The organism is Bacillus cereus group sp. BfR-BA-01349 (genome assembly GCF_022663795.1).
GTDB classification, from domain to species: Bacteria; Bacillota; Bacilli; order Bacillales; family Bacillaceae_G; genus Bacillus_A; species Bacillus_A cereus.
Map to the genome: position 1 here is coordinate 76,000 of NZ_JAKUGE010000001.1, position 23,930 is coordinate 99,929.

Below are 23,930 nucleotides of genomic sequence, written 5' to 3' on the forward strand. Positions count from 1 at the left end.
TCTGTTATATATATCTTAAATTACTCCAGTTGATTAATAGCTGCATTAGGACTATTTGTGTTCGCTCGAATCTTTTTTGAAGAATTAAATTTAGATATTGACATCTTATTAAATCCAGCAAGTCCCCCTAGAAATATAAGCCAATAGCTTAATGAAAAATCGTATGGCCTTTGGTAAATAGATAGGAAGTAAATTATACAAAAAATCCAGATATACCTATTTCTCATAGCAAAAGCATGCCCCATAAAATATATGGTATGAAGGACGAATAATAAAAATCCATTTACTACTACAAAGGTTTTCCAAGATAATGCCTCTGAACCATAAGCATTTGCTTTATAAAAATACTCTTTTTCTTTCATCCCTAACAATAAGTTACCATCTTGCAAAAATTCCTTATATATTTGTTCGAATGCTGCGTTCGCTCTATTATTTCCTTCTAATTCGTTATTTCCTAACTCCAACCTGTAAAGAATCTTTTCATATACATAAGTATCTTTAGGTACAGTATTCATTAATATTAGTAGCACACCTATTGATAGCAAAGCATATTTGTACTTCTTTATCAAAAGATATAAAAATACAATTACATAAAAAGCAAATGAGAAAGAGCATATCCCTGCTACAAATAATATTTTCTCATAACCTCTACGCAAAGAAAATCCTTTAGATGCTAAGATTAAACCACTAATTGTTCCAACTACTCCTGGTTCATCAAACATTCCACAAATTCTATCAATACTTCCTCCCCAAGGGAGGAAGTACCTTTGATCTGATCCGTTAAAAAAGTGGTAGATAGATAAATTAAAGTAATTCCTATAGTAAGGTTTTGTCCAAGATGTACTAGATAACTGAGACCATTGTAAATCTATTCCTACAAATAAAAGAATAGCTATCGCTATTGCTGGTATAAGAGATATGGCAACTATTTTAATAAAATTATCATAAATCTTTAAACGTTCCTCATTCCTTATCAAAACTAATGGAATAAGTGAAACAGAATATAGCCATAGGTTACGAATAATATTCTCGTCCTTAAAACTAAAAATTGCTATTAATATAAAAGCTAAAAAAGCACTAAATATATTTGATTTATTAATTTTGTAATCCGATATACTAATCCATAATAAAAATACTGAGATATGAATTATTCCAAAGAGAGGTATTATGCTATTGTTCCATGTGAAAAATGGATTTAACCATAAAAATCCCAAGAATGCTGCCATAAATATATATATCTTATAAAAAAGTGAATCTATTCTACCTTTTTGCATTTATTTATATCATCCTATCTTTAATCTTACTCTATTAAATATATTTTTAATGTCGCAAGAACCCTTCCCATATTTTTAGTTAACTAATTTATCTTCCTACCGTCTTTATTAACATATTTATTATTTAAATTTAATCAAGCAAGTCCATATATTTTCTAGCATTAGAGGCATAACTATAATATTCCTTTAAATCCGCATAGTTAAAGTCTACACTATCTAAACTAATTTCAAGTAATTTATCTGCAATTTGTTCCTTTTGATTATTTACATTATCAAATAGTTCAGTTAAAGTTGATCCTATATTCAAAATTCGTTTATTTGCATACAAATAATCAATAATTTTACTAGGTATTTGACTTGTACTCTTGTTATTTAGATTAATTAACAAGTCCATTTTTTTCATAATGCTAATAATTTCACTTCTATTTTTAAATGTATTTACCGTAATAGGAATTGTTTTTATATCCAATCCCTCAACTTTTAAAAATTCTTCTAAAGCATTTACATTTCCAAAATAATGAAAATGTAATTTTGGATTATTTTTACTAGCTAATACTAGACCATGAATAAACTCTACTGGGCTCCTAATCCCTCTATAAAAAGACCCTGCGTACATTATATTAAATTTACTCTTATCTATTTTATAGTTACTTTCACCCTGTTGTTCTTCAAATAATTGAGGGATAACATGAATTTCCGACCTATTTACACCAAGATTAGTGTAGCAATCTATCGCACTTTCTGTTGGTATTACTATAGAATCTACATTATTAAGTACCCTTGATTCTAGAAACTTATCGTATTTTCTTATTTTCCTATCTGGATTAAAAGAAAAAGGATCTCCATAATCTGCTATCCACTTTAAATGCGAAGCTTCTTTTTTTAATAGGTGTCCTGTAATATGAGTAGAAACCGGTAAACCTATAGTCACCATAGCTGCACTGTTATTATGCAATTTGTTTTTTTTAACATAGCGATATGCATTGATGGCCCACTCAATTGTTCGATCTGGCCAAACAAATACATCATATAGTTTTTTCAAACCTTTAATAAGAAAATTGCTACGGGGATTATTTAATATATTTTTATTAACATCCCATCTATTTTTTTCTTTATGGAGTAAAATACCTGGCTTCACTTGATGTACAGTTATATTTTCTGATTTTTTAGTACCAATCCCTTGATACATAGTATTTCTAGGAATTATTAAATCTACATGATATCCCTCTTGTATCAAAGAAGATACAATACCTTTCACATGGAATGCACGGGCTACATTTTCCGGATAATACCAATAACTGATTACCATTACTCTCTTCATATTCCGTAATAAATCCCTTCTCAATTTTATTTAAATTTTACATTATATAAAGTAATTTTATTTTTATTATTCCTTCTTTAGTTAATTAGAAATGTATAGAAAAAAATTTTATTTATTCCTAATAATTCGTCCGTAACCATTTGAATAGTAATTGAATTCCGGATTAACAATACTTGTTCCAAAATCGGTTATCACTACTTGTTTGTCACATATTTCTATTTTCCTATATACTTTCTGACCATAACCACTATGGCACCCTATAAAACTATTATTTTTAAATTCCAGGCACTGACTATTTGTATTATGCTCTAAGTTAAATAAGCCACTCAATCCATAATAAAAGTTATTTTGTTCTATATCACCTAATTGAATTGTAAAATGTGCTTTTGTTGACCTAAATAAATTTCTTTTCTCTGGTATTGGGGTGTATAGGTATGTTCCAGGATCTTTTATAATATCTTCCCCATCAATTACTAATTCAATGCTGAGCTGATCATTATGATCATGACTTCCTTTTCCATTAGTACCTAATTTCCCGCACCTAATAGCTAAATAAAAATCTTGAGATTTAAAGATATACATACCAAAGTCAGGATATGCTATCTTTTTTAAACCTTCAACTAAATTTGATTTAGAATTAAAAATATATTGAACAAATTTTTCTTGTTGCTCTAATTTATTTATTTCATTTTTCTCATGCTCATTTATGGAAACGTCTAACACATTATATTTTAAACTCTGTGAAATAGATTCTTCATATCGTTTAATGTTATTTTTTACTATATTTTTAATTAATGTATGTTCTATAGAAGGTTTATTTACAAAGCTAAAAAATTTCTTCTTTTTAAATAAAGCGTTAATTCCCGCGACTAAAGAGCGGTGTTCTAAAAAGTCTTCATCCCAGTACTTTTCTTTATCACTTAATTCATTATAAGTACTTAAATTTAAATATTTTTGCTTAGCCTCCTCAACTGTTACTAAATTATAAGACGGCTGTATCTTAAAGAATCTTCCACTATCATTATCACCAAACTGTGCAACTTCTCCGTTAGGCTTAGTAATATCAACTGTAAACTCAGCCATTTTTTCTAATCTCTCTATATACCAATTCGGAAATGTTTTTCCTTTATGGAAATCCCAAAATTTATCCGAATCAATTTCAAATCCTAGTTTTTTACAAATTTCAATATGATTTTGCAATCTATAACTATGCAATACCTTTATTTTCTCTTCAGGTAACGCTAGCGCCACTGTTGTTGCATAAAGCATGAGTTCGCTAGATAAGCGATGATAAGTAGTTGAATTTTCAAAGTTTGAGCCTTCTTCATAAAATTGAAAACTCATCTCTTGAATTAATTCTTGGAATGAAAAGTTTAACCACTGTGATACCACTTCTGTGGCAGGAAGGTATGTAGCTATAAAGAATAGCCCCACAATATTAGATAAATAATGATTATTTCTTATATCCTTATTACGCTCTAAATTATTAAAAATAAAATTACCATGATCATGTATAGAAAGTACAAATATTTTTTCAAATTCCTTATCAAATTTGACTCCTTGTACTTTAAATAAATCATAAACTAAAAGCCAATTAGCCGCCCGAATCGCAACGTCCATAGTACATGTCCAATTCACTCCGAATTTAGGTGGGTTTGTAGAGATAAAATCAAGGATCTCATCTTGAAATTCTCTTACATATACATATGGACTAGCAAATCCTTCATTTCCTTGTTTCGCTAATTTATATGCCCATACAAATTGAACTAAGTGTTGCATTCTTGAAAGCTCCCAAGGCACTTTAATATCGACTCCCGGTTGTTTACCAAAAGATAGTTTAGAAGAATGTTTTCTTGAATCCCAACAATAACCTGATTTAAAATCTATTCTCCAATCTATCGGTAAATAGTTATCTGATATTTTACTCCGCACATATTTACTATAGGGGATATTTTTTTTATTAACTAAATTTCTTATCAATCCATCAACATTATTTGATTCAATTTTTTTAGCAATATATCTATACTCTCCTAGCCCCCTACATTCTATATTATGTTGAACCTTAGTCCATCCGGATCCTAATAAATCAAAATAATGCTTTAAATAGAGGGATGTTGTTTCTTTAATTTGCTTGATTTCGAAATCAGTAAATTCGTACTCTATGGGATCTAAAAAAATATTTTCCAACTCGTATTTATAAATTTTTTTCGAATAAGAGGGATATAAGTTATCTTGAACACATTTAATTTCTTTAGAAATAGTAGTAAAAGTTTTTTTCTTAATTTTTACTACTATTTCCTTTGGGGATAATCCTTTTATCTTTTTTAAATACACAAAACCCCTCCTATATTAATATTTTTCACTTATTCCATTTTAAGATATCTACTTGGATCTGTACCTAAAACTCTCGCAGGTACTCCTCCTACCACACTATTATCAGGTACATCCTTAATAACAACCGCATTGGCACCTATTACTACATTATTTCCTATTTTAAAATCTCCTAATAATCTTGCACCAGGGCCAATATAAACATTATCCCCTATTACGGGTGGACCACCATGTCCAGCTCTGCCTCCTATGGTACATCCTTGACCAATAACGCATTTTTTTCCTATTTTACAATTTTTATGCAAAACAACTCCTATGCCACCATAACCAAATGAGCTATTTTCACCTATTTGAGCTGTATGAGGTATATTTGAATTATGCACTAAATTATTTATTTTTGTAATAATTTTTGCTATCCTAAAATTTCGTTTTAAATATTGCTTTCTAGCGATTGAATATAATCTATAGGCATCTAACATGCGTTTCATCCCCTTAACAACCATTTATATAAAAAAGTATTAAACTACATAACCAATACTTTATCTAACAATAAGAAAACTAGTAGTTTATGCACATTTTTTTAAAACTCTAAATACCATAGAATACTGTAATACCAAAATAATCAGACCATTAAACACTTGCGCCCATGCCACTCCAACAACCGAGAAATTTTGAATAGCTAGATAGCTGCTAAATAAAGCTATAGGTGTTGAGATAATTGTTACATAAAAATTTTCTCTCATCTTTCCTAAAGAAACTAACATTGCAGCTGTGATTGCATACGAAGAATACAAAACATACTTAATCATTAATATTCCGGTATACTTTGCTGTGTTTATATAAGCCTCCCCATAAAAAATGGGAACAAATATCATTGAGGCAATGTAAACAGCTACTCCAACAACAATACTTATTATTATAGTCTTTTTTTGGATATCAAAAGTCATTGCCTTTAATGCCCTGATATCTTTATTTTTCTCTGCTAAATATGGTGTATAAATACTTTGTAAAGTAGCTGTAACCTGAGTTGCTCCTAGTAAAAATATAGTCGCTATGGCATAATACCCCATTTCAACTCGATCCGTAGTAAAACTATCCATAATAATAATATCTGCATAATTCCCTATATTATTGGTGAAATTCGCTAAAAAACTAAAAAACGCAATACTCCAAAATGCATATGGTACTTTAGAAGGTATTTTATGTAATATTTTTATTGAATTTATCTCTTTAAACAAAGGTAATAATCCTAATAATAATCCTAATACTGTAGCAATGATAAATCCTTTAATGCCAAACAACCATGTTCCAATAATAATAAATACAGCATTCTGTATTTTTATTATTGATTGTATAACGGCCATCCGATTTACTTTTTTTAAAGCTAGTAAATAGCTCATTAAAATATTTGTCATTGCTAGCATTGGAATGCATAAGGTATACAATCCCCACTGAGATATAGAATACTTCGGAACAAAAAACAAAAACAAATTAAATAACAATACTGCAATCACACAAAAAATTATGCTTCTTCGAATCGCATATGAGAGAAGATAATTTTTTTCGCTATCCTCCCTAGGTTCCGCACAATATTTTAATATTGCCGTATCAATTCCAAAAGTACCTATTAGAACAGCTAATATTAAATAAGTCTGTAAGCTTTTTATCTGTGCCATACTTTCAGGAGAAATAAATTTTGCAACTAAAATAACACTTCCGAACCCAACAAACTGTACTAAAAATTTTGTTAATAATAAACTAAAAAAACCTTTTTTTCTTAGTTGAATTATATTATTATGGATTTCCCCTCTCAAATTTGCTAATATCTGCATCATGTTGATTTCTCCTTAGAATCCATATCTTCAATACATTTTTCAATATTACATACTAAATCATTTATATTTCGGTTTTCAAACAATATTGTACCCTCTGGCCGATTGCAAACATTACTTGCAATAGCTCTACAATTAAAGTAAATTGCTTCTTCAATACTTATACCGTAAGCATCACTATAAGTTGGTCGAATCATTATATCTGATTTCTTAAATAGGGGCCATAATTCTTTTTGCCCTGTAAGAAATAATATATTTCCCTCTATTTTATATTCTTTAATTTTTTCTAAAATACTTTTGAAGTACTCTTCATTTCCTATTTCTGCCAAAGCGAAAATCAATCCTATTTTGGGATACTTGTTTTTTAAAATTCTTATTACTTCTATACACATATCAATTCCATACAAATCTATATTCTTATAAAATGTAATCTTTGAGGCATTGCCTATTAATATTTGTTCATGGTTATTTAAAAAACTTATAACCTCTTCGCTATACGTCGATAAAATATGTTCTTCATCCTCTAATGGAGGTGGTATAAAGGGTGATTTTACTACGACTCGTTTTGGTAGTTGTATGTTATTCTTTCTATATCCATCTTTTAAATGTTCTCCAACCAACACACAATAATCTACTTTTTTTATAAATAATTTAGTCATTATTTTTTTCATATTACGAAAAGTATCTAAAATTCTTATAGAATGATTTTGTAAAATAATCCTACATTGAAATGGCCGTAACAATAAAGCGATCATAGTTAATGTATTAAATTCATTAAGGTGGAAAGTATGCTTTTGTGGTGATATTAAACAATAACGCATTAAAAATTTAAACTTTTCTAAACGCCCCATTTTATCAAAATCGATAAATTCTACTTCTTCACCTTGTTTTTCTAAAAATTTACTATACCTATATATATATATACTCACGCCTCCCAATGGAGGAGGATAAGGACCTATAAGAAAATATTTTCCGCTCATATTTTACATTACCTCTTAATTCCATTAAATGTATCAGATTTAATATTTATAATGATATATCTAATATTATTCAGCTTTCTAAAAGTTTGACATAAAAAAAATAAATAGATCCCTCAGATAGAACAAGCTATAATTCTCTCAAGGAATCTATTTATGAATAATCTCAAAAACGTGATGATTATGTTTAATAAGCACCTTTACGTAATACGACCAATAAAACTGTTTTAAATAAGATAATAATATCTAATTTTAAAGATTGATTGTATACATAATATAATTCTATATCTACCCTTTCTGGGTATCCTACATCACTTCTACCACTCACTTGCCAATAACCTGTTAAACCAGGACTCACAGATAAAAAGTCTGAAGTTTTAGAGCCGTATTCTTTTAATTCCTCCTGAATTACTGGTCTCGGACCAACTAAACTCATATCGCCTTTAAGGACATTGATAAACTGTGGTAGTTCATCTAAACTTGTTCTTCGTAAAAAGCGCCCTATGTTTGTAATACGTGGATCTTCCTCTGGCTCAAGCTTATAGTTATTATCTACATATTTCTTATATAAGACTTCATTTTTTTCTAATTTCTCTTCTGCATTAACTACCATAGAACGAAATTTATAAATACCAAATACTTTACCATCTTTACCAATTCTGGATTGTTTAAAGAAAACTGGTCCTTTCGCATCCCCACGCATGTAAAGGATAGGAATTATAATAAAAAACGGAGAAAATACTATCAAACCCACAATAGCACCTATAATATCCAGTGTCCTTTTAAAAAATGCATGGAAAATTGATATTTTTTTCACTACACTTATTTCTTTCTCCACAGATTTATGCATTAATCCTCTTTCTTCCAACCTTTTCACCTCACCTTTACACATTTATATTTTCTGTTTTTATAAGTTCAGTCATATACTCCAATAATTCATCTTTTAATTCTTTATGTTGTAACGCCATCTCAATTGTCGTTTTAATAAACCCAAACTTCTCACCAACATCATAACGAGTTCCCTCAAAATCATAAGCAAATACACGCTGAATTTCATTTAAACGTTGAATCGCATCTGTTAATTGAATTTCTCCACCTGCACCTGTCTGCTGATTCTCTAGGAACATAAAGATTTCTGGTGTTAATATGTAACGTCCCATAATTGCCAAATTAGATGGCGCTGTTCCTTGAACTGGCTTTTCTACAAATTGACGCACCTGATAACGACGTTCATTTTGTTCAACTGGATCGATAATACCGTAACGATGTGTTTCGTTTTCAGGCACTGTTTGTACACCGATAACTGACGACTGTGTACCTTCATATTGATCCATTAATTGACGTAAACACGGTGTTTCTGCTTGCACAATATCATCACCAAGTAATACCGCAAATGGCTCATTTCCAATAAATTTACGCGCACACCATACTGCATGCCCTAAACCTTTTGGTTCTTTCTGTCTTATGTAATGAATATTTATTTTTGAGGAAGCTTGTACTTTTTCAAGCATTTCATACTTCCCTTTTTCTAAAAGGCTTTGTTCTAATTCGAAAGAATGATCGAAATGATCTTCAATAGCACGTTTTCCTTTTCCAGTAACAATAATAATGTCTTCAATTCCTGATTCAATCGCTTCTTCTATTATGTATTGAATTGTCGGTTTATCGACGATAGGTAACATTTCTTTCGGCATCGCCTTCGTTGCTGGTAAAAATCTTGTCCCAAGACCAGCAGCTGGGATAATCGCTTTTCTTACTTTTTTCAATTATACTCCCCCTATAAATCTATTTATTTGTATGTAACAATAACAAAAACCCTACCTATAGAGTCATTTTTATAACTCCATAGGTAGAGTTTCCATTAGAAATAAATTATGGGCATCTAACCCATCCTCACGCCATACTCCCGACGACAAGCGTCTAAGGTAGGCATGAAATAAAATTTCTACCCACAGCACGACCGAGTGCCCCCGTTGATAACGGTTAGGAGACATCACCAATTCTTTATTTAAAAAATACCGAACAATTTTTTACGACGAATTTGTTCTGGATCTTCTTTGTAAATTGCCTTCCCGCTAATTAATAAGTACGGATTTTCTTTCAAATCACTCATAACATTCATTCCGAATTCTTTCTCAATTAGTTCATAACTTTCCGCTAAGTGAAATCCTCTCGATGTCGTGTTATGTGCATCTGAAGCAACCATATGTGTTAAATTATGTTCCACAAGCTGTAGTGAGAATTTTTTAATTTTCTTGCCAAATTTCCCAAGTAAACTACCTGCTGTCACTTGTGTTAATGCACCTTTATTTACAAGATTATATAACTTATCTGGCCGCTCGATTAACTCGGCATTACGTTCTGGATGAACAATAATTGGAATCATTCCCTTTATACGTAGTTCATATAATAATTGTTCTGCATAACGTGGTACGTGATTAGATGGAAATTCAATGAATATATATTTATTTGTTTCATTTAAAGTAACGATTTTACCGGCTTCATAGTCTTCTAATAAATCGCCATATAACCTGACCTCTTGCCCCGGTAAAATAGTAAGTGGAATATTATATTGTTGTAGTTCATCATTTAATTGTTTTACGTGATGAATAATTGAGGTGCGTTCATTTACATATTTGCCATTTTGATGGTGCGGCGTTGCGACAATTGTATGTATTCCTTCTTCTACAGCTTGTTGTGCCATTGCTAAACTATCAGTTACTGCTTGTGCACCGTCATCAATGCCATGTAAAATGTGACAATGTAAATCAATCATTCTTTCAGCCTCCCTTTCTCCTATCAGTCTTTTTTCCCTTGAATATGAGACATCTCATATTCAAGGGAAAAAAGGAGATATGGTTGAAACATATCTCATCCTTTTAATTAGTTTGCGCCATAATAATAATATAAGCCTTGTTCACGTTCACGGTCATTTAAAACAACACCTAACAATTTACCTTTTGCAGACTCCAATAACCCTTTTGCTTTTACTGCTGTTTCTTTCTCTGTTGATTCACTACGAACAACAAGAATAGAAGCATCACATACATTTGCCATAATTTGTGCGTCGGTAACAGCTAAAATTGGCGGCATATCAAAAATAACTAAATCGTACATGCTGTATGCTTGTCCAAGAAGTTCTTTCATTGATTTTGAGCCTAACAATTCGGCCGGGTTTGGTGGGGTTGGACCACAAGCTAAAAAGTGTAGATTATCAACTAATGTTGTTTGCACACATTTTTCTAAACGGTCACTATGTGTTAGTACGTTCGTAAGTCCAAAAATATTATCTACTTGGAACATTTGATGCATAGCCGGTTTACGCATATCTGCATCAATTAATAATACTTTTTTTCCTTGTTGAGCAAACACAACTGCCATATTCGCTGTCGTTGTCGTTTTCCCTTCACTTGGGTTTGCAGACGTGACCATTAATGAATGTAAATTCGTATCAACAGCTGCAAATTCAATATTCGTTCGAATATTACGATATTGTTCTGAAATTGGTGATTTTGGTTGTTGATGAGCAATTAATTGACGGCGTTGACGATGATTCTTGTTCTTTTTAAATAAATTAAGAGCCAATTGTTTGTCCCCTCACTTTTCTTGATGATGGAGCGTGTGATTTCACGTTCATTGTTTCTTCATCCATACGAGCTACAATTCCTAACACTGGTAAGCCAAGTAAGATTTCTACATCTTCTTCTTTTTTCACCGTATTATCTAAGTATTCTAGTAAGAATGCAAGACCAACTGAAGCCATTAAACCAACAATGAAAGCAATTGCTACATTAAGCATAGGCGCTGGTTTAATTGGAGATTGATTTTCTGCAACTTCTGCTTTAGATAATACTGTTACGTTATCAACGCTCATAATTTTAGCAACTTCACCTTTAAACACTTCTGCAGTTGTATTAGCAATATCACGAGCTAGTTTTGGGTCTTTATCTTGCGCAGTTACCGCCACTACTTGTGAGTCTTTCTCATTAGCTACTTCAATTTTATTGTTTAGCTCTTGTACTGTTATATTTAAACCTAGCTTTTCTTTCACTTGATCCAAAATAACTGGGCTTTTAATAATAACCTTGTATGTATTTGTTAACTGAATATTTGTTTGTACTTCATTAAATTGAATTGCTGCCCCTTCTTGCTTCTTCTGGTTAACAAGAATTTGCGTCGAAGATTGATAGATTGGTGTCATAAAGAAGAAGCTAATGATAGCACTTACTATAGCTACACCAAAGGCGATTACGAGGATCATTGCTAAACGTTTTTTTAAGATATGAAATAACTCTTTTAAACTAATTGTTTCTTCCATAAGTTCCTCCAACTTTCTAAAATTTACGCATAGGAAAAATTATAACATATAAATATTACATTTTTTATTTTTAATAATTCAGTTCTATATTTGTTCACAAGAAACAAGTTTAATCTTACAAAATAATCGTAAATATGACAACACATTCCAATGATTCCCCAAAAATTTTATCATATCATGCTTTTTACAATGTATAACTTGATAAATAATTATCAGAAAACAAAAAAGCCAACAAAAATTTTTGTTGGCTTTTTCATATTTTAGTAATAACCATACTGCTCTTTTTCTTCTCTTTTATCGTTCAAAACAACACCTAGTAGTTTGCCTGATGCTTTATCTAATATTTGTTTCGCTTTTACGATTTTATCTTTTTCCGTCTTTTCACTTCGTACAACGAGTACGATTCCATCACATTTATTCGCTAGTATTTGTGCATCTGTAACCGCAAGGACAGGTGGTGTGTCGATTAATATAATATCAAACATGTTATATGCTTCTAGCAACGCCTCGTCCATTACCCGGCTTCCTAATAGTTCTGCTGGGTTTGGCGGGATTGGACCTGCTGCCATTAAGTATACGTTCTCTATATCTGTTTTTTGAATGCATTGCATAAGTTTCGCTTGTCCTGATAATAAGTTTGTTAATCCATTTGAACTATGAATGGCAAATAAGTTTTGTATCGTCGGCTTACGCAAGTCAGCTCCAATTAATAAAACTTTCTTTCCTTGCTGTCCGAAAACAACTGCTAAGTTTGAGATTGTCGTTGTTTTCCCATCACCTGGATCGGCTGAAGTAACAATAATAGAACGAACATGATTATCTACAGATGTAAACTCAATGTTTGTACGAATGTTACGGTATTGTTCTGTAATACGCGATTTAGGCTCTTTATGTGTAATTAATTGTCGTAATGGTTTTCTTTTCTTTCTCCCGAACATATTCATAATCTCCTTTTGTGAAATGCGACATTTCCCTTTTCTCTCTCTTATGCTCGATTTCATACGTCTAATTAATATTCTTGCTGAGTTCCCCACATTTCATCATAATCAATAACATTCTACTTTGTCTTATTTAAGTACCTTAACAATATGACAATGCCCTTATTTCTTTATTACCTTTATCACTTATCCTGTTTTCTAGATAAATAATAAAGTAAGTATATGGTAATTACCATCTATTTACAAGATATTTTCTGATTAGTTTGTATATTATTGTTTCATCGTTATATAGCAGAAATTAAAAAATCCCCTTGTCTTTTCACAAGGAGATTTTTTAGTACTATCTATTCTTTTTTATCACCAATCGCAAATGTAATTTCTGCCTCACATGCAACTTCACCATCTACTGTTGCAATTGCTTTTCCTTTTCCAATTGGACCGCGTACGCGTGTCATTTCTACTTCTAGACGAAGCTGATCACCTGGGCGTACTTGTTTTTTGAAACGGCAATTGTCGATACCTGCAAAGAAAGCAAGTCTTCCGCGGTTTTCTTCTTTCTTTAATACTGCAACTGCTCCGACTTGTGCTAATGCTTCTACAATAAGTACACCAGGCATAACTGCATAGTCAGGGAAGTGTCCGTTAAAGAATTCTTCGTTTGCGGATACATTTTTAATCCCAACCGCTCTTTTTCCTTCATCTACTTCTAATATTTTATCAACAAGTAAAAATGGATAGCGGTGAGGAATGATTTCTTTAATTTGTTCTATATTTAGCATGTAACAATCACCCCTTTTGTAATATTGGTCTTACCACTTGGACATATTGCTATTATCCCATTTTGTTTATTGTTTGTCATTACAAAGTAACATTTTATATTTAGCACAACTTCCTAAAAAAAATGCACACACTCTATTCCATTAAAATAGTTGCACATTTTTGCAACTGACACGGAGGTGGAAAAGAGTGTATGCCCAAATTAGGGAAAGGCAATATGTATTGAAACATTATTTGCCTTAATGTCGTATTCGACTCATTATATTATAAACGTTTTCAATTAAGGAAATATTAAATTTAACCATATATATGAATATTTTACCTGTTTCCTTCATATTTCTCTATTTTCCTTCCATTTTCGCAAAAAAACAAAATAAAAAAATATAAAAACGAAAAAAGAACTAAGGCATTAGCCTTAGTTCTTTCAAATTATCTCAAAGCACGCTTTGGTAATCTGTCGATATTCTCTAACATAATACCTGTACCAACCGCAACGCAGTGCATTGGGTTTTCAGCAATTAATACTGGTACTTTTAGTTCTTCTGCTAGAAGCATGTCGATACCGTGTAGTAAAGCTCCACCGCCTGTTAGAATAACACCGCGGTCGATGATATCTGCAGATAATTCTGGTGGTGTGCGCTCTAATACACCTTTTGCAGCTTGTACAATAACAGCTGCATTTTCTTTTAATGCTTCTGTAATTTCTTCAGAGCATACTGTAATTGTACGTGGTAAGCCTGTTACCATGTCACGCCCGCGAATTTCAAGTTCTTCGCTACGTGCACCTGGGAATACTGTACCAACTTTAATTTTAATATCTTCTGAAGTACGTTCTCCGATTAATAGCTTATACTTACGTTTAATATAGTTTAAGATCTCCATATCAAACTTATCGCCAGCCATTTTGATAGAGGAGGAGGTAACAATATCACCCATAGATAGTACAGCGATATCTGTTGTACCTCCACCAATATCAACAACCATGTTACCGCTTGGTTGGAAGATTTCCATACCAGCACCAACTGCGGCTACTTTTGGTTCTTCTTCTAAAAATACTGTTTTACCACCTGAACGTTCAGCAGCTTCACGAATTGCTTTTTGTTCTACTGATGTAATATTTGTTGGACAACAAATTAAAATACGAGGTTTTGAAAAGAAGCTCTTTACGTCCAATTTGTTAATGAAATACTTTAACATTGCTTCTGTAATTTCGAAGTCTGCGATTACACCATCTTTAAGTGGACGAATTGCTACAATATTACCAGGCGTACGTCCCACCATACTTCTCGCTTCTTCACCTACTGCTAATACTTTACCACTATTACGATCAATCGCCACAACAGATGGCTCATTTAATACAATACCCTTACCTTTAACATGAATTAATACGTTAGCCGTACCTAGGTCAATTCCGATATCTCGCGCAAACATTCCCGTTTTTTCCTCCTCGATATTCAAAATCAGGTTACACCCGAATTCTTTTCACCTAATTTCTGATTTTATCATAAATTTAACAGAAACGTAATATTCGCAAAAAGAATTCTTCTGAAAAATATTACCGAATGTGAACGGAATGTTTGCTACTGTAACATTATTGACGTACAGGCTTCTCTACATCTTCTTTTCTATACTTTTGTTTTGTTGCTTCTCCACCCCTTAAATGACGAATAGACTTATGATAATCAAGAATTTCTTTCACTTCATTTGCGAGCTCTGGATTAATTTCTGGTAGACGTTCTGTTAAATCTTTATGGACTGTACTCTTTGATACCCCAAATTCCTTTGCAATGACACGCACTGTCTTTCTTGTCTCCACGATATACTTACCAATCTTGATAGTTCTCTCTTTGATGTAATCGTGCACACCACTCGCCTCCCTAATTTGGATGTGAGAAGGGTGAAATGAGCCTCGCTGCATACGACTAAGAAGTAAGTGTGAGTGCTGTTTGTAAGCGTTAAACATTCTTGGATTTATAATGAAATAATTCACGATTTCTCACCTCAAACACTCTCTTTGCTTTGGTTTATACCATTGTATTGCCCGCACTACTGATATATGCTACATGTTCACTATTTTTGCGGACTAAGTTAAGAAAAATTACGTTTTTTTGTGAGAAATACGTTAAAACTGACTATTATAGCGAAAAAAAATGACACCTTGTATAAAAGGTGTCATTCTTCTCGTTCCAATTCTTCTTCTAACAATTGATGGTGGGGAACCTCTTTCTTACCGGCAATGTAATAATATAAAGTGAATAAAACAAACAATAAAATAATAGCAGTCGACAGAACAAACAAAAATGACACAGTATCCCCTCCCTTTTGTAATATATATTCGAGAATCTCGTCATTTTTCCTTGTTATTGCAACTTTTTTCTCGAAATTGAGTATTTTTATATGGAAATAAAAAAATCAGCTCCCCTAGTGGGAACTGATTTTTTCACTTTCTTATTCTTGTGAAGAAGAATCGTTAGATGATTCTGTAGAACCATTTGTTGATTTTTCTTCTTTCTTCGGTTCTTCTTTTTTGTCACTAGTTGAACCGCTTGTTGATTTCTCTTCTTTTTGAGATTTGTCTTCTGTTTTACTTTCTGGTTTCGTGCTCGTTGACTTTTCTTCTTTTTGAGATTTGTCTTCTGTTTTACTTTCTGGTTTCGTGCTCGTTGACTTTTCTTCTTTTTGAGATTTGTCATCAGCTTTTTTACCAGAAGCGTTCGTTGCCTTTGCAGCACCTGCATCAGCTTTAATTTCTGTTACTGATTTATTTAAGTAACGTTCAGGGTTCACAGCCACATTATCTTTACGTACTTCAAAGTGAACGTGAGAGCCTGCCTCTTTATTCATTGCACTTAGACCGGATGTTCCTAATACTTCACCTTGTGCAACTCTTGCACCTTTTTCTACTTTCACACTGCCTAAGCTTTGATAAGATACCGCTACACCATTTCCACTATCAACTGTTACAACATAACCAAGAAGTGAATCTTTTTCAGCTTTCGTTACTGTACCACTTAAAGCAGCAGCAACATTGAATTCTTTTCCATTCTTCGCAGCAATGTCAATTCCTTTGTTTGGGGAATATGTGTTGTTATAAAAAACAAGTGCTTTTTCTTGTTCCGCCTCAGTTGCTGCATCTTCATAGAATTTCTTCTGTACGACTACTTCCGCATTCGCGGCAGCTGGCATTTTCACTACTTCTAAAGATTTCGTTACTGGTACTGCTGGATCTTCCGATTGTGTATACGGTGTTGCTTGATCATGGTTCGGAGTCTTCTTCGGATTAGCTCCTTGGAACCATAGCGCAACCATTAAGATTACCGCTGCACAAGCAATGTATAGTGCCGGAAACACCCATCTTTTTTGAAATAAATGTACTACCTTTTGCGACTTTTTATTATTTCTTCCTCGCATTCCATCATCACCTCAGCAATCATTTTGAACAATATTCACGCATCCTATACAACGTATAACTAATTACTTTTCGACAAAATCTGTAAAAATATGTATGAGAATTGCAAAATTTCCGAGGAAATGATAGAAAAAAGAAAAAACTGAGCACTTTTGGCTCAGTTTTTAGTCTAATTGTTTCTTTTTATATACGATTAAACATACAAAGAGCGATATAATAAGCCAAACTGCAACATTTAATACATGCCCACTAATACTACTAAATCCCGCCCCACCTACTAAACTGTTAAGTGCTTTCACAATATGAGATGTTGGAAGATATCCAATCATCGTCTTAATTACTTTATTTTCAACCATCGGCTCAAACTGTACAGCCAAATACATCGTCATTAATATCGGCATTCCAATTATTGATGTTTGTGGTACAGATGCAGCTAACAATCCAATCATTGTTCCAATCACAATAAATAGAATTGTTCCACATAAGAAAATAAATCCTAGCAATAATAGATTTCCACTAAATTGATCCAAAATAAATAAGTTCACAATACAAATGCCCAATGTCAAACATACTGTTAATATACTTTTTCCAAGTAGAACTTCAACCGAAGATGCCGGTGATAGCATTAATACACGCAATGTATGTTTTTCTTTTTCTTCTGCAATTACCATAGATTGAACAAAGCCTGCGACAAATAGGAAGGCCGTTATAGTAGTAATGCCTAACATTTCCTTTCCCACTCCAAATCTGCTAAACAAAAATGAAAGTATAATTGGTAAAAATGCCATTAACAACACTTGTGAATTTGTCTTAAAATCTTGTACTTCTTTTCTAAAAATAGCTGATACACGTCTCATTGAAAATGTCATTATAATCCCCTCCCAGTAACTTCAATAAAAATATCGCCTAAAGTTGGTTCGTGTGAATGAATGGATAGTAATTCTCCTTTGTTCATCCATTCTGAAATACGTTTTGCACCTAATTCATCTTTTTGTACCGTTTCTTTCTTCTTATCCTTTAACACGACTTGTATTTGATCTTTCGCGTATTGTAAGCGAAGGTTCTCCGGTGTATCAAGTGCTACAATCTCTCCGCCACACAGGAAGGCAACGCGGTTACAAAGCGTTTCTGCTTCGTCCATGTTGTGAGTCGTTAAGAAAATCGTCGTTCCTTCTTTATTTAAGTCTTTTAAGATTTTATGAATGTTTTGTACGTTTACTGGATCAAGTGCAGATGTTGGTTCGTCTAAGAAGAGGATATCTGGTTTATGAAGGATTGCTCTTGCTAGTGTGACGCGTTGCTTCATTCCCTTTGATAATTTTTTTACTGGTGTTTTTTTATCATCTAATAAATTCACTTGTGCTAGTACTTCATCGATTCGTTCTTTTTTGCAATCGTATAAGTCACAAAATAATAATAAGTTATCATAAATGCTAAGTCTTTCATATAAGCCGCTGTTATCTGTTAAAATACCAATTCGTTTGTAATCGATGCTACTTGGTCCTGTAATATCTTTCCCTAATACTCTTACCGTTCCAACACTATGAAGCAATTGAGAAGTTAAAATTTTTACTGTTGTCGTCTTACCAGATCCACTCGGTCCGAGGAATCCGAATATCTCTCCTTGCTTCACCTCAATATTTACATTTCCAAGTGCCGTTTTTCCGTCGAAACTTTTCATTACATCTTTCATTTCAATTGCCAATGTCATTTCTTCATCTCCTTTGTTTTTCTTCTTTATAGATGAAAGTCGCTTTAGCGCTTTTCGTTTGTTTGTTTCGCTTTTCTTGACTCAATCATATGAAAAACAAAGGGTAGGCGCATTAAAATACCGGTAAAAGGAGTATTTTTACCGGTGAATGAATCGCATGTTGAGCTTATTGGAGCACTTTTATAGTCCAATAACACCTTTTAATTCATCCATGCGTCCTTTTGAAAGTGGAATTGAACTTTTTCTTTCGTCATCCAAAATTAAACTGAAACTGTTACGAGTCCATGTAATCACTTCTCGTACTCTTTGTAAATTTACAAGGTAAGAGCGATGACATCTAAAGAAACCAAAACCTGTTAATCTCGCTTCTAGTTCACTTAATGTTAATGCACATACGAAATCGCCTTCACGAACGTGAATATGCGTTACTCCGTTTTGCGTTTCAATGAAATGGATTTCCATCGGATCAAGTAAAATGATTTTATCGTTTACTTTCGCAGGTATTCTTTCTAACTTCATTTGCGGAATCATTTGAATGACTTTTTCTTCACCGACTTCTTCCACTTCCTCTTGCTCAATTTCTATTTTTTTCACACCATCGTTGTTTAATATGTATACGTCCTCTGTTAACGAAAGGGCATCTGATAGAAATGATGATGTAATAAAGATTGCCTTTCCTTGCTCTTTCATTTTCATAATCGCTTTTCGAATAATAACCGTACTCTCTATATCGACATTTTGCTCCGGTTCTTCCAAAATGATTAAATCCGGATTATGAATCATCATTCGTCCAATATGAAGACGACGCTTCTCTGAAAATGATAGTTTTTCTATTTTAACGTTTAACTTATCTAAGAGACCGACATATTGTACAACTTCTTCCGTACTCATATTCGATTCATAAAGCCCCATAAAAAAATTAAAGTATTCCTTCACCTTCAAACGATCATATGCCTCGTCTTTCAAAAAACAAAAACCGATGCGGGAATAATTTTTCTTTCCAATTGCTTCCCCTTCAAACAGTACGTTGCCAGTTGAAGCTTCTTCTTCACCAATAATAATACGGTGTAACACTTTAGCTGTATGATTATTGCATTGCAAAACAATACATTGTCCTTTTTCAACCTTTAGCTCAATTTCCGGTAACTGGTTCGCCTTCCCTAACTGTTTCAACTCCAGTAGCGCCATTTCGTCTCCCCCAAATGTCTTTTTATCCTATTATATCAAACAATTAATGGAAAATTATTCTATTTTACATAAAAAAAATAGGCGCCAGAGTTCTGACACCTATTTCTTCACCATCAGTTTTCCTTCATAATCATTCATCGTCTTTATTTCAACGCCTTTATAGTAATGAGCGACGATATCTGTATATTTCTTTCCTTCCGCTGCCATGCCGTTCGCCCCGTATTGACTCATACCAACGCCGTGACCGAAGCCTTTCGTTGTAACGATGATTTTATCTCCTTGTTGTTTCCACGTGAAATCAGAAGAACGTAAATCTAACTTTTCACGAACTTCTTTTCCTGTTAATGTTTTTCCTTGAAAAGCTACATCCTTTACGCGCTTTCCTTCCGTAAGGTCTTTAATATTTCCAACCTTCCCGTCTGCTAGCACTTTCACACCGAGACGTTTTTGAAAATCAGCTACTGTAAATGTTTGCTCGCTCGTAAACTTTGGAGAGGCTTGATCCCACGGACTATCTACACTTTTCAAGTACGGATAATCATTCCCCCAATAGTCAGCTGCATTTTCTGTTCGGCCATTACTCGTTGAAAAGAAGGATGCTGAAATTGGTTTTCCATCATACGTTAAAACTTGTCCTGCTGTTTTCGAAACGGCTTCTTCGATTTTCTTCAAATTATTTTCGTAGTTATTGCCCCATTGCTTCTTCAATTCATCTTTGCCTTTGTACACTTGATCTTTCACCGTATCTGTCACGTCCGCATTATTTTTCTTTCCTCCGCTTAGCATACGTTGTACTACAAATGTTCTCGCTGCTAATGCCTGCGCCTTTAGTGCCTCTATTTCAAAACTGGCATTCATCTCAGAAGCTACTACACCTGTCACATACTCCTCCACTGGTAATGTTTCTACCTTCTTCTGTTTTTCGCGATATACAGCAACTTGAACAGCTGTATCTGCTTTTCCTGGAGCTGGTATGCTTTCTATCGCTGGAGGAGTTTTAGAGGCCGTTTCTTCCCCTACTTTTGCTTTCGCAAATGGAATAACAAGGGCTGCAGGTACAATGATAACGAGCGCTATTAAGAGCGCTACTGTAATAAAAAGTGGCTTTGAAAATTTCATCCTATTTTCCCCCAATATAAAAGCTTTACTCCATTCATTCTTATGGAACAACTCTTTTTTTTAGAACATACTTAAGGGGAAGAGTATAAAACAGAAATTTTCTAAATATTTTTACTGGTACGTGCATAAGTATAGAATTTATTGACTATAACAGTAATAACCCAAAAAAATAGCCCCTATGTCAAAAGACATAGAGACTATTTCAATTAAGCGTGAAGATCAGAAACTTCTTGTTCTTTCACTTCTTCTACTTTTTCGTTTACACGTTCAATAGTTGCACCTAATGCAGCTAATTTCTTATGGAAGTTTACATAGCCACGGTCAAGATGTTTTAACTCAGTTACACGAGTATAACCTTCTGATACTAAACCAGCTAAGATTAATGCAGCTGCAGCACGTAAGTCAGTTGCTGCTACTTCAGCACCTTGTAAACTGTTTGGACCGTTCATAATAACAGAACGACCTTCAATTTTAATATCAGCATTCATACGACGGAATTCTTCAACGTGCATAAAGCGGTTTTCGAATACCGTTTCTGTAATCATGCTTGTTCCATCAGCTTGTAGTAATAATGCCATCATTTGTGATTGCATGTCTGTTGGGAAACCTGGGTGAGGCATGGTTTTAATGTCAACCGCTTTTAACTTATCTGGGCCGATAACACGTACACCTTCGTTTTCCTCAATGATTTTAACACCCATTTCTTCCATTTTCGCTGTAATTGAGCGTAAATGTTCAGGTACAGCATTTTCAATTAAGATGTCTCCACCAGTAATTGCTGCTGCAACCATGAATGTTCCCGCTTCAATACGGTCAGGAATAATAGAGTGGTTTGCACCATATAATTTATCAACGCCTTCGATACGAATCGTTCCAGTTCCAGCTCCGCGTACTTTCGCTCCCATCGCATTTAAGAAGTTAGCTAAGTCAACGATTTCTGGTTCTTTCGCTGCGTTTTCAAGAATTGTTGTCCCTTTTGCTAATGTAGCTGCAGACATAATGTTTTCTGTCGCGCCTACGCTTGGGAAGTCTAAGTAGATTTTAGCTCCTTTTAGTTCTCCCTCAACATATGCCTCAACAAAACCGTTACCAACCTGTACTTTCGCTCCCATTGCTTCGAAGCCTTTTAAATGTTGGTCAATTGGACGTGAACCAATTGCACATCCACCAGGAAGTGCAATACGAGCACGACCATTACGTGCTAATAATGGTCCCATTACTTGAACAGATGCACGCATTTTACGTACATATTCAAATGGTGCTTCAATGTTTAGTTCTTTAGAAGAATCGATTGTTACTTGATTATTTTCAAATACGACTTCAGCATTTAAATGACGTAATACCTCATTAATTGTGTATACATCAGACAAAACTGGTACTTCAGATAGTACATTCTTTCCATCACTCGCTAATAGGGCTGCAGCGATTATAGGTAATACAGCATTTTTTGCGCCCTCAACACGCACTGTGCCGTTTAACCGCTTTCCGCCACGGACGATGATCTTTTCCAAATTATTCCCCTCCGTGTCCTTTTTTCAGTATCTATTCACTCAATACTCAGAAGTTATGATCGGTGTGCCAACCACAATTGTATCTTTGTTGTCTGTAGAACGTATTGCTATTTGCACATTTATTTTCTCTCTATTTGTTGAAAGAGCGTCATCCCACTTTTTATTGTATGCGGAGACTGACACAAATGCTCTTTCTTCTACTTGTTCGATCGCTCTTGCTGAAAGATCTTTCAAAACCTGATTGGTTTTATTTTGCAAAACACCTTCAATCTTATCATTCAGTACACCTTGAACACAAGTGTAAATTATAGGTTTTTCACTAAAAATTTTATTCATGTTTTGAACATACTTCGGGTCCCATTTCGCCCCACTTACTTCAAAGATAATGAAAGTGTTTTCTTTAGTATTTTCTTTACTCCAAGTTACTACTACTCGTTCTTCATAAGAAGAAAGCTTTTTATAGGATGTAGCTTTATATCCATCTGGAGATTGCTCTACTTCCCACTTTTGAATATTTGCCTTTTCCTTCACATCGTTTAACAACTTTTGAAACGTATGTATGTTAGAAATTATTTTTGTTTCTCTCGCTAACCATGACCATTTTTCTACTTTAGCATCATTTTTCTCTAAAGCCTTGATCATGCTCTCCATTTTCTGTTCATCGCTTATCGGTTTCATCTCTCTATATCCAACCAAAAATAAAACAACACTAAGTGCAACAATAAGAATGGCTTTAAGCTTCAATTTCATCCCCTCCTATCCCCATTGTTAACGGAGATTTGAGGTTCTATACACTTACTTTACTAAATACGTTAAACTCTTCGAATAGCCTAAATAATCAAGGAAAAAGTTACTTACAGATGTCCCAATTGCAATTGTAATTAAGATGAGTAATACTCGCGTCTGCAGCACTTTTCCGGACTTCATTAAACGCTCAATGTGAATGCCTTGTAAGGCCCACCACGTAATGGTAATAAACAATAAATGCGAAACAATGGCAATCAGTGCTTGTTGCCCTAAAAGTTGTGCCAAAAAATCGACCCCTTTTTACTCAGCTACTACTTATGAAAGAATATAAAAACGATACCATAATAAGTAGGAGCTACACTTTTTCAAATGCACATAGACATCTTACATTTTACATCGTAATTTTCTTTCCAAAAACGTATATCTACATTACAAGTTAACACAAAATAAAAAGCGCAGAGTACTGACTCCACACCT

Annotated in this window: 24 protein-coding genes; all 24 read right to left on the reverse strand. The window is 33.4% G+C overall.

Going from position 1 to position 23,930, the window contains the following annotated elements; genetic code table 11:
* Window positions 1-20: 20 nt before the first annotated feature.
* The gene (locus MR169_RS00340) at window positions 21-1,274 is read right to left on the reverse strand and encodes a transcriptional regulator (RefSeq protein ID WP_242318724.1); all 1,254 of its coding nucleotides are present in this window, start codon (window positions 1,272-1,274) and stop codon (window positions 21-23) included.
* Window positions 1,275-1,404: 130 nt separating this feature from the next.
* Window positions 1,405-2,595 (reverse strand): glycosyltransferase family protein, encoded by a 1,191-nt coding sequence (locus tag MR169_RS00345; protein ID WP_242318725.1) that lies wholly within the window; start codon window positions 2,593-2,595, stop codon window positions 1,405-1,407.
* 108 nt (window positions 2,596-2,703) lie between these two features.
* A complete protein-coding gene (locus tag MR169_RS00350; protein WP_194138358.1) occupies window positions 2,704-4,929 on the reverse strand; it encodes an alginate lyase family protein in 2,226 nt (741 codons plus the stop codon).
* A gap of 29 nt (window positions 4,930-4,958) precedes the next feature.
* A complete protein-coding gene (locus MR169_RS00355) occupies window positions 4,959-5,405 on the reverse strand; it encodes a serine O-acetyltransferase (protein ID WP_097853602.1) in 447 nt (148 codons plus the stop codon).
* 87 nt (window positions 5,406-5,492) lie between these two features.
* On the reverse strand, window positions 5,493-6,761 hold the full coding sequence (locus MR169_RS00360) for a lipopolysaccharide biosynthesis protein (RefSeq protein WP_098033382.1): 1,269 nt from the start codon (window positions 6,759-6,761) through the stop codon (window positions 5,493-5,495).
* The gene (locus tag MR169_RS00365; protein ID WP_098033383.1) at window positions 6,758-7,738 is read right to left on the reverse strand and encodes a glycosyltransferase family 4 protein; all 981 of its coding nucleotides are present in this window, start codon (window positions 7,736-7,738) and stop codon (window positions 6,758-6,760) included. Before MR169_RS00365 ends, MR169_RS00360 begins: the two co-directional genes overlap by 4 nt.
* Before the next feature lie 184 nt (window positions 7,739-7,922).
* Window positions 7,923-8,603, reverse strand: a complete 681-nt coding sequence (locus MR169_RS00370) for a sugar transferase (RefSeq protein ID WP_242318726.1) — start codon at window positions 8,601-8,603, stop codon at window positions 7,923-7,925.
* Between the two features lie 16 nt (window positions 8,604-8,619).
* On the reverse strand, window positions 8,620-9,501 hold the full coding sequence (gene bpsC, locus MR169_RS00375; RefSeq protein ID WP_098783172.1) for a UTP--glucose-1-phosphate uridylyltransferase BpsC: 882 nt from the start codon (window positions 9,499-9,501) through the stop codon (window positions 8,620-8,622).
* A gap of 242 nt (window positions 9,502-9,743) precedes the next feature.
* On the reverse strand, window positions 9,744-10,511 hold the full coding sequence (locus MR169_RS00380; RefSeq protein ID WP_098783171.1) for a tyrosine-protein phosphatase: 768 nt from the start codon (window positions 10,509-10,511) through the stop codon (window positions 9,744-9,746).
* 107 nt (window positions 10,512-10,618) lie between these two features.
* Entirely contained in the window at window positions 10,619-11,320 is a 702-nt protein-coding gene (locus MR169_RS00385) for a CpsD/CapB family tyrosine-protein kinase (RefSeq protein ID WP_242318727.1), read from the reverse strand.
* Window positions 11,310-12,053: a YveK family protein gene (locus MR169_RS00390; protein ID WP_098033387.1), complete on the reverse strand. Its 744-nt coding sequence runs from the start codon at window positions 12,051-12,053 to the stop codon at window positions 11,310-11,312. The genes MR169_RS00385 and MR169_RS00390 overlap by 11 nt, the downstream gene beginning before the upstream one ends.
* 260 nt (window positions 12,054-12,313) lie before the next feature.
* The gene (locus MR169_RS00395) at window positions 12,314-12,991 is read right to left on the reverse strand and encodes a CpsD/CapB family tyrosine-protein kinase (RefSeq protein WP_047387249.1); all 678 of its coding nucleotides are present in this window, start codon (window positions 12,989-12,991) and stop codon (window positions 12,314-12,316) included.
* A gap of 344 nt (window positions 12,992-13,335) precedes the next feature.
* Window positions 13,336-13,770, reverse strand: coding sequence for a 3-hydroxyacyl-ACP dehydratase FabZ (fabZ, locus tag MR169_RS00400; protein WP_000931959.1), 435 nt, complete (start codon window positions 13,768-13,770; stop codon window positions 13,336-13,338).
* 427 nt (window positions 13,771-14,197) lie between these two features.
* Entirely contained in the window at window positions 14,198-15,199 is a 1,002-nt protein-coding gene (mreB, locus tag MR169_RS00405; protein WP_000457978.1) for a rod shape-determining protein, read from the reverse strand.
* 160 nt (window positions 15,200-15,359) lie between these two features.
* Window positions 15,360-15,632, reverse strand: coding sequence for a sporulation transcriptional regulator SpoIIID (gene spoIIID, locus MR169_RS00410; RefSeq protein ID WP_000544012.1), 273 nt, complete (start codon window positions 15,630-15,632; stop codon window positions 15,360-15,362).
* 308 nt (window positions 15,633-15,940) lie between these two features.
* Window positions 15,941-16,075: a hypothetical protein gene (locus tag MR169_RS00415; RefSeq protein ID WP_000008903.1), complete on the reverse strand. Its 135-nt coding sequence runs from the start codon at window positions 16,073-16,075 to the stop codon at window positions 15,941-15,943.
* 141 nt (window positions 16,076-16,216) lie between these two features.
* Entirely contained in the window at window positions 16,217-17,179 is a 963-nt protein-coding gene (gene spoIIQ, locus MR169_RS00420) for a stage II sporulation protein SpoIIQ (RefSeq protein ID WP_242318728.1), read from the reverse strand.
* Window positions 17,180-17,341: 162 nt separating this feature from the next.
* On the reverse strand, window positions 17,342-18,046 hold the full coding sequence (locus MR169_RS00425; RefSeq protein ID WP_000144448.1) for an ABC transporter permease: 705 nt from the start codon (window positions 18,044-18,046) through the stop codon (window positions 17,342-17,344).
* The gene (locus tag MR169_RS00430; protein ID WP_242318729.1) at window positions 18,046-18,888 is read right to left on the reverse strand and encodes an ABC transporter ATP-binding protein; all 843 of its coding nucleotides are present in this window, start codon (window positions 18,886-18,888) and stop codon (window positions 18,046-18,048) included. Before MR169_RS00430 ends, MR169_RS00425 begins: the two co-directional genes overlap by 1 nt.
* Window positions 18,889-19,068: 180 nt before the next feature.
* A complete protein-coding gene (locus MR169_RS00435; protein WP_001185917.1) occupies window positions 19,069-20,076 on the reverse strand; it encodes a LytTR family transcriptional regulator DNA-binding domain-containing protein in 1,008 nt (335 codons plus the stop codon).
* Window positions 20,077-20,175: 99 nt separating this feature from the next.
* Window positions 20,176-21,195 carry a stage II sporulation protein D gene (spoIID, locus tag MR169_RS00440; protein WP_000672648.1) on the reverse strand — a complete coding sequence of 340 codons (1,020 nt, stop codon included), beginning with the start codon at window positions 21,193-21,195 and terminating at the stop codon, window positions 20,176-20,178.
* 206 nt (window positions 21,196-21,401) lie between these two features.
* A complete protein-coding gene (gene murA / locus MR169_RS00445; RefSeq protein ID WP_000411274.1) occupies window positions 21,402-22,706 on the reverse strand; it encodes a UDP-N-acetylglucosamine 1-carboxyvinyltransferase in 1,305 nt (434 codons plus the stop codon).
* Window positions 22,707-22,745: 39 nt separating this feature from the next.
* Window positions 22,746-23,450, reverse strand: coding sequence for a YwmB family TATA-box binding protein (locus MR169_RS00450; protein ID WP_481746810.1), 705 nt, complete (start codon window positions 23,448-23,450; stop codon window positions 22,746-22,748).
* A 51-nt stretch (window positions 23,451-23,501) separates the two neighbouring features.
* Window positions 23,502-23,738, reverse strand: coding sequence for a DUF1146 family protein (locus MR169_RS00455; RefSeq protein WP_000057889.1), 237 nt, complete (start codon window positions 23,736-23,738; stop codon window positions 23,502-23,504).
* Window positions 23,739-23,930: the final 192 nt, after the last annotated feature.

What these genes read in the sequence shown, in the direction of transcription:
- MR169_RS00340 (WP_242318724.1), bottom strand. Translation starts at nt 1,274, where the DNA reads ATGCAAAAAGGTAGAATAGATTCACTTTTTTATAAGATATATATATTT.
- MR169_RS00345 (WP_242318725.1), bottom strand. Translation starts at nt 2,595, where the DNA reads ATGAAGAGAGTAATGGTAATCAGTTATTGGTATTATCCGGAAAATGTA.
- MR169_RS00355 (WP_097853602.1), bottom strand. Translation starts at nt 5,405, where the DNA reads ATGTTAGATGCCTATAGATTATATTCAATCGCTAGAAAGCAATATTTA.
- MR169_RS00360 (WP_098033382.1), bottom strand. Translation starts at nt 6,761, where the DNA reads ATGATGCAGATATTAGCAAATTTGAGAGGGGAAATCCATAATAATATA.
- MR169_RS00365 (WP_098033383.1), bottom strand. Translation starts at nt 7,738, where the DNA reads ATGAGCGGAAAATATTTTCTTATAGGTCCTTATCCTCCTCCATTGGGA.
- MR169_RS00380 (WP_098783171.1), bottom strand. Translation starts at nt 10,511, where the DNA reads ATGATTGATTTACATTGTCACATTTTACATGGCATTGATGACGGTGCA.
- MR169_RS00390 (WP_098033387.1), bottom strand. Translation starts at nt 12,053, where the DNA reads ATGGAAGAAACAATTAGTTTAAAAGAGTTATTTCATATCTTAAAAAAA.
- MR169_RS00395 (WP_047387249.1), bottom strand. Translation starts at nt 12,991, where the DNA reads ATGTTCGGGAGAAAGAAAAGAAAACCATTACGACAATTAATTACACAT.
- fabZ (WP_000931959.1), bottom strand. Translation starts at nt 13,770, where the DNA reads ATGCTAAATATAGAACAAATTAAAGAAATCATTCCTCACCGCTATCCA.
- mreB (WP_000457978.1), bottom strand. Translation starts at nt 15,199, where the DNA reads ATGTTTGCGCGAGATATCGGAATTGACCTAGGTACGGCTAACGTATTA.
- spoIIQ (WP_242318728.1), bottom strand. Translation starts at nt 17,179, where the DNA reads ATGCGAGGAAGAAATAATAAAAAGTCGCAAAAGGTAGTACATTTATTT.
- MR169_RS00425 (WP_000144448.1), bottom strand. Translation starts at nt 18,046, where the DNA reads ATGACATTTTCAATGAGACGTGTATCAGCTATTTTTAGAAAAGAAGTA.
- MR169_RS00430 (WP_242318729.1), bottom strand. Translation starts at nt 18,888, where the DNA reads ATGACATTGGCAATTGAAATGAAAGATGTAATGAAAAGTTTCGACGGA.
- MR169_RS00435 (WP_001185917.1), bottom strand. Translation starts at nt 20,076, where the DNA reads ATGGCGCTACTGGAGTTGAAACAGTTAGGGAAGGCGAACCAGTTACCG.
- spoIID (WP_000672648.1), bottom strand. Translation starts at nt 21,195, where the DNA reads ATGAAATTTTCAAAGCCACTTTTTATTACAGTAGCGCTCTTAATAGCG.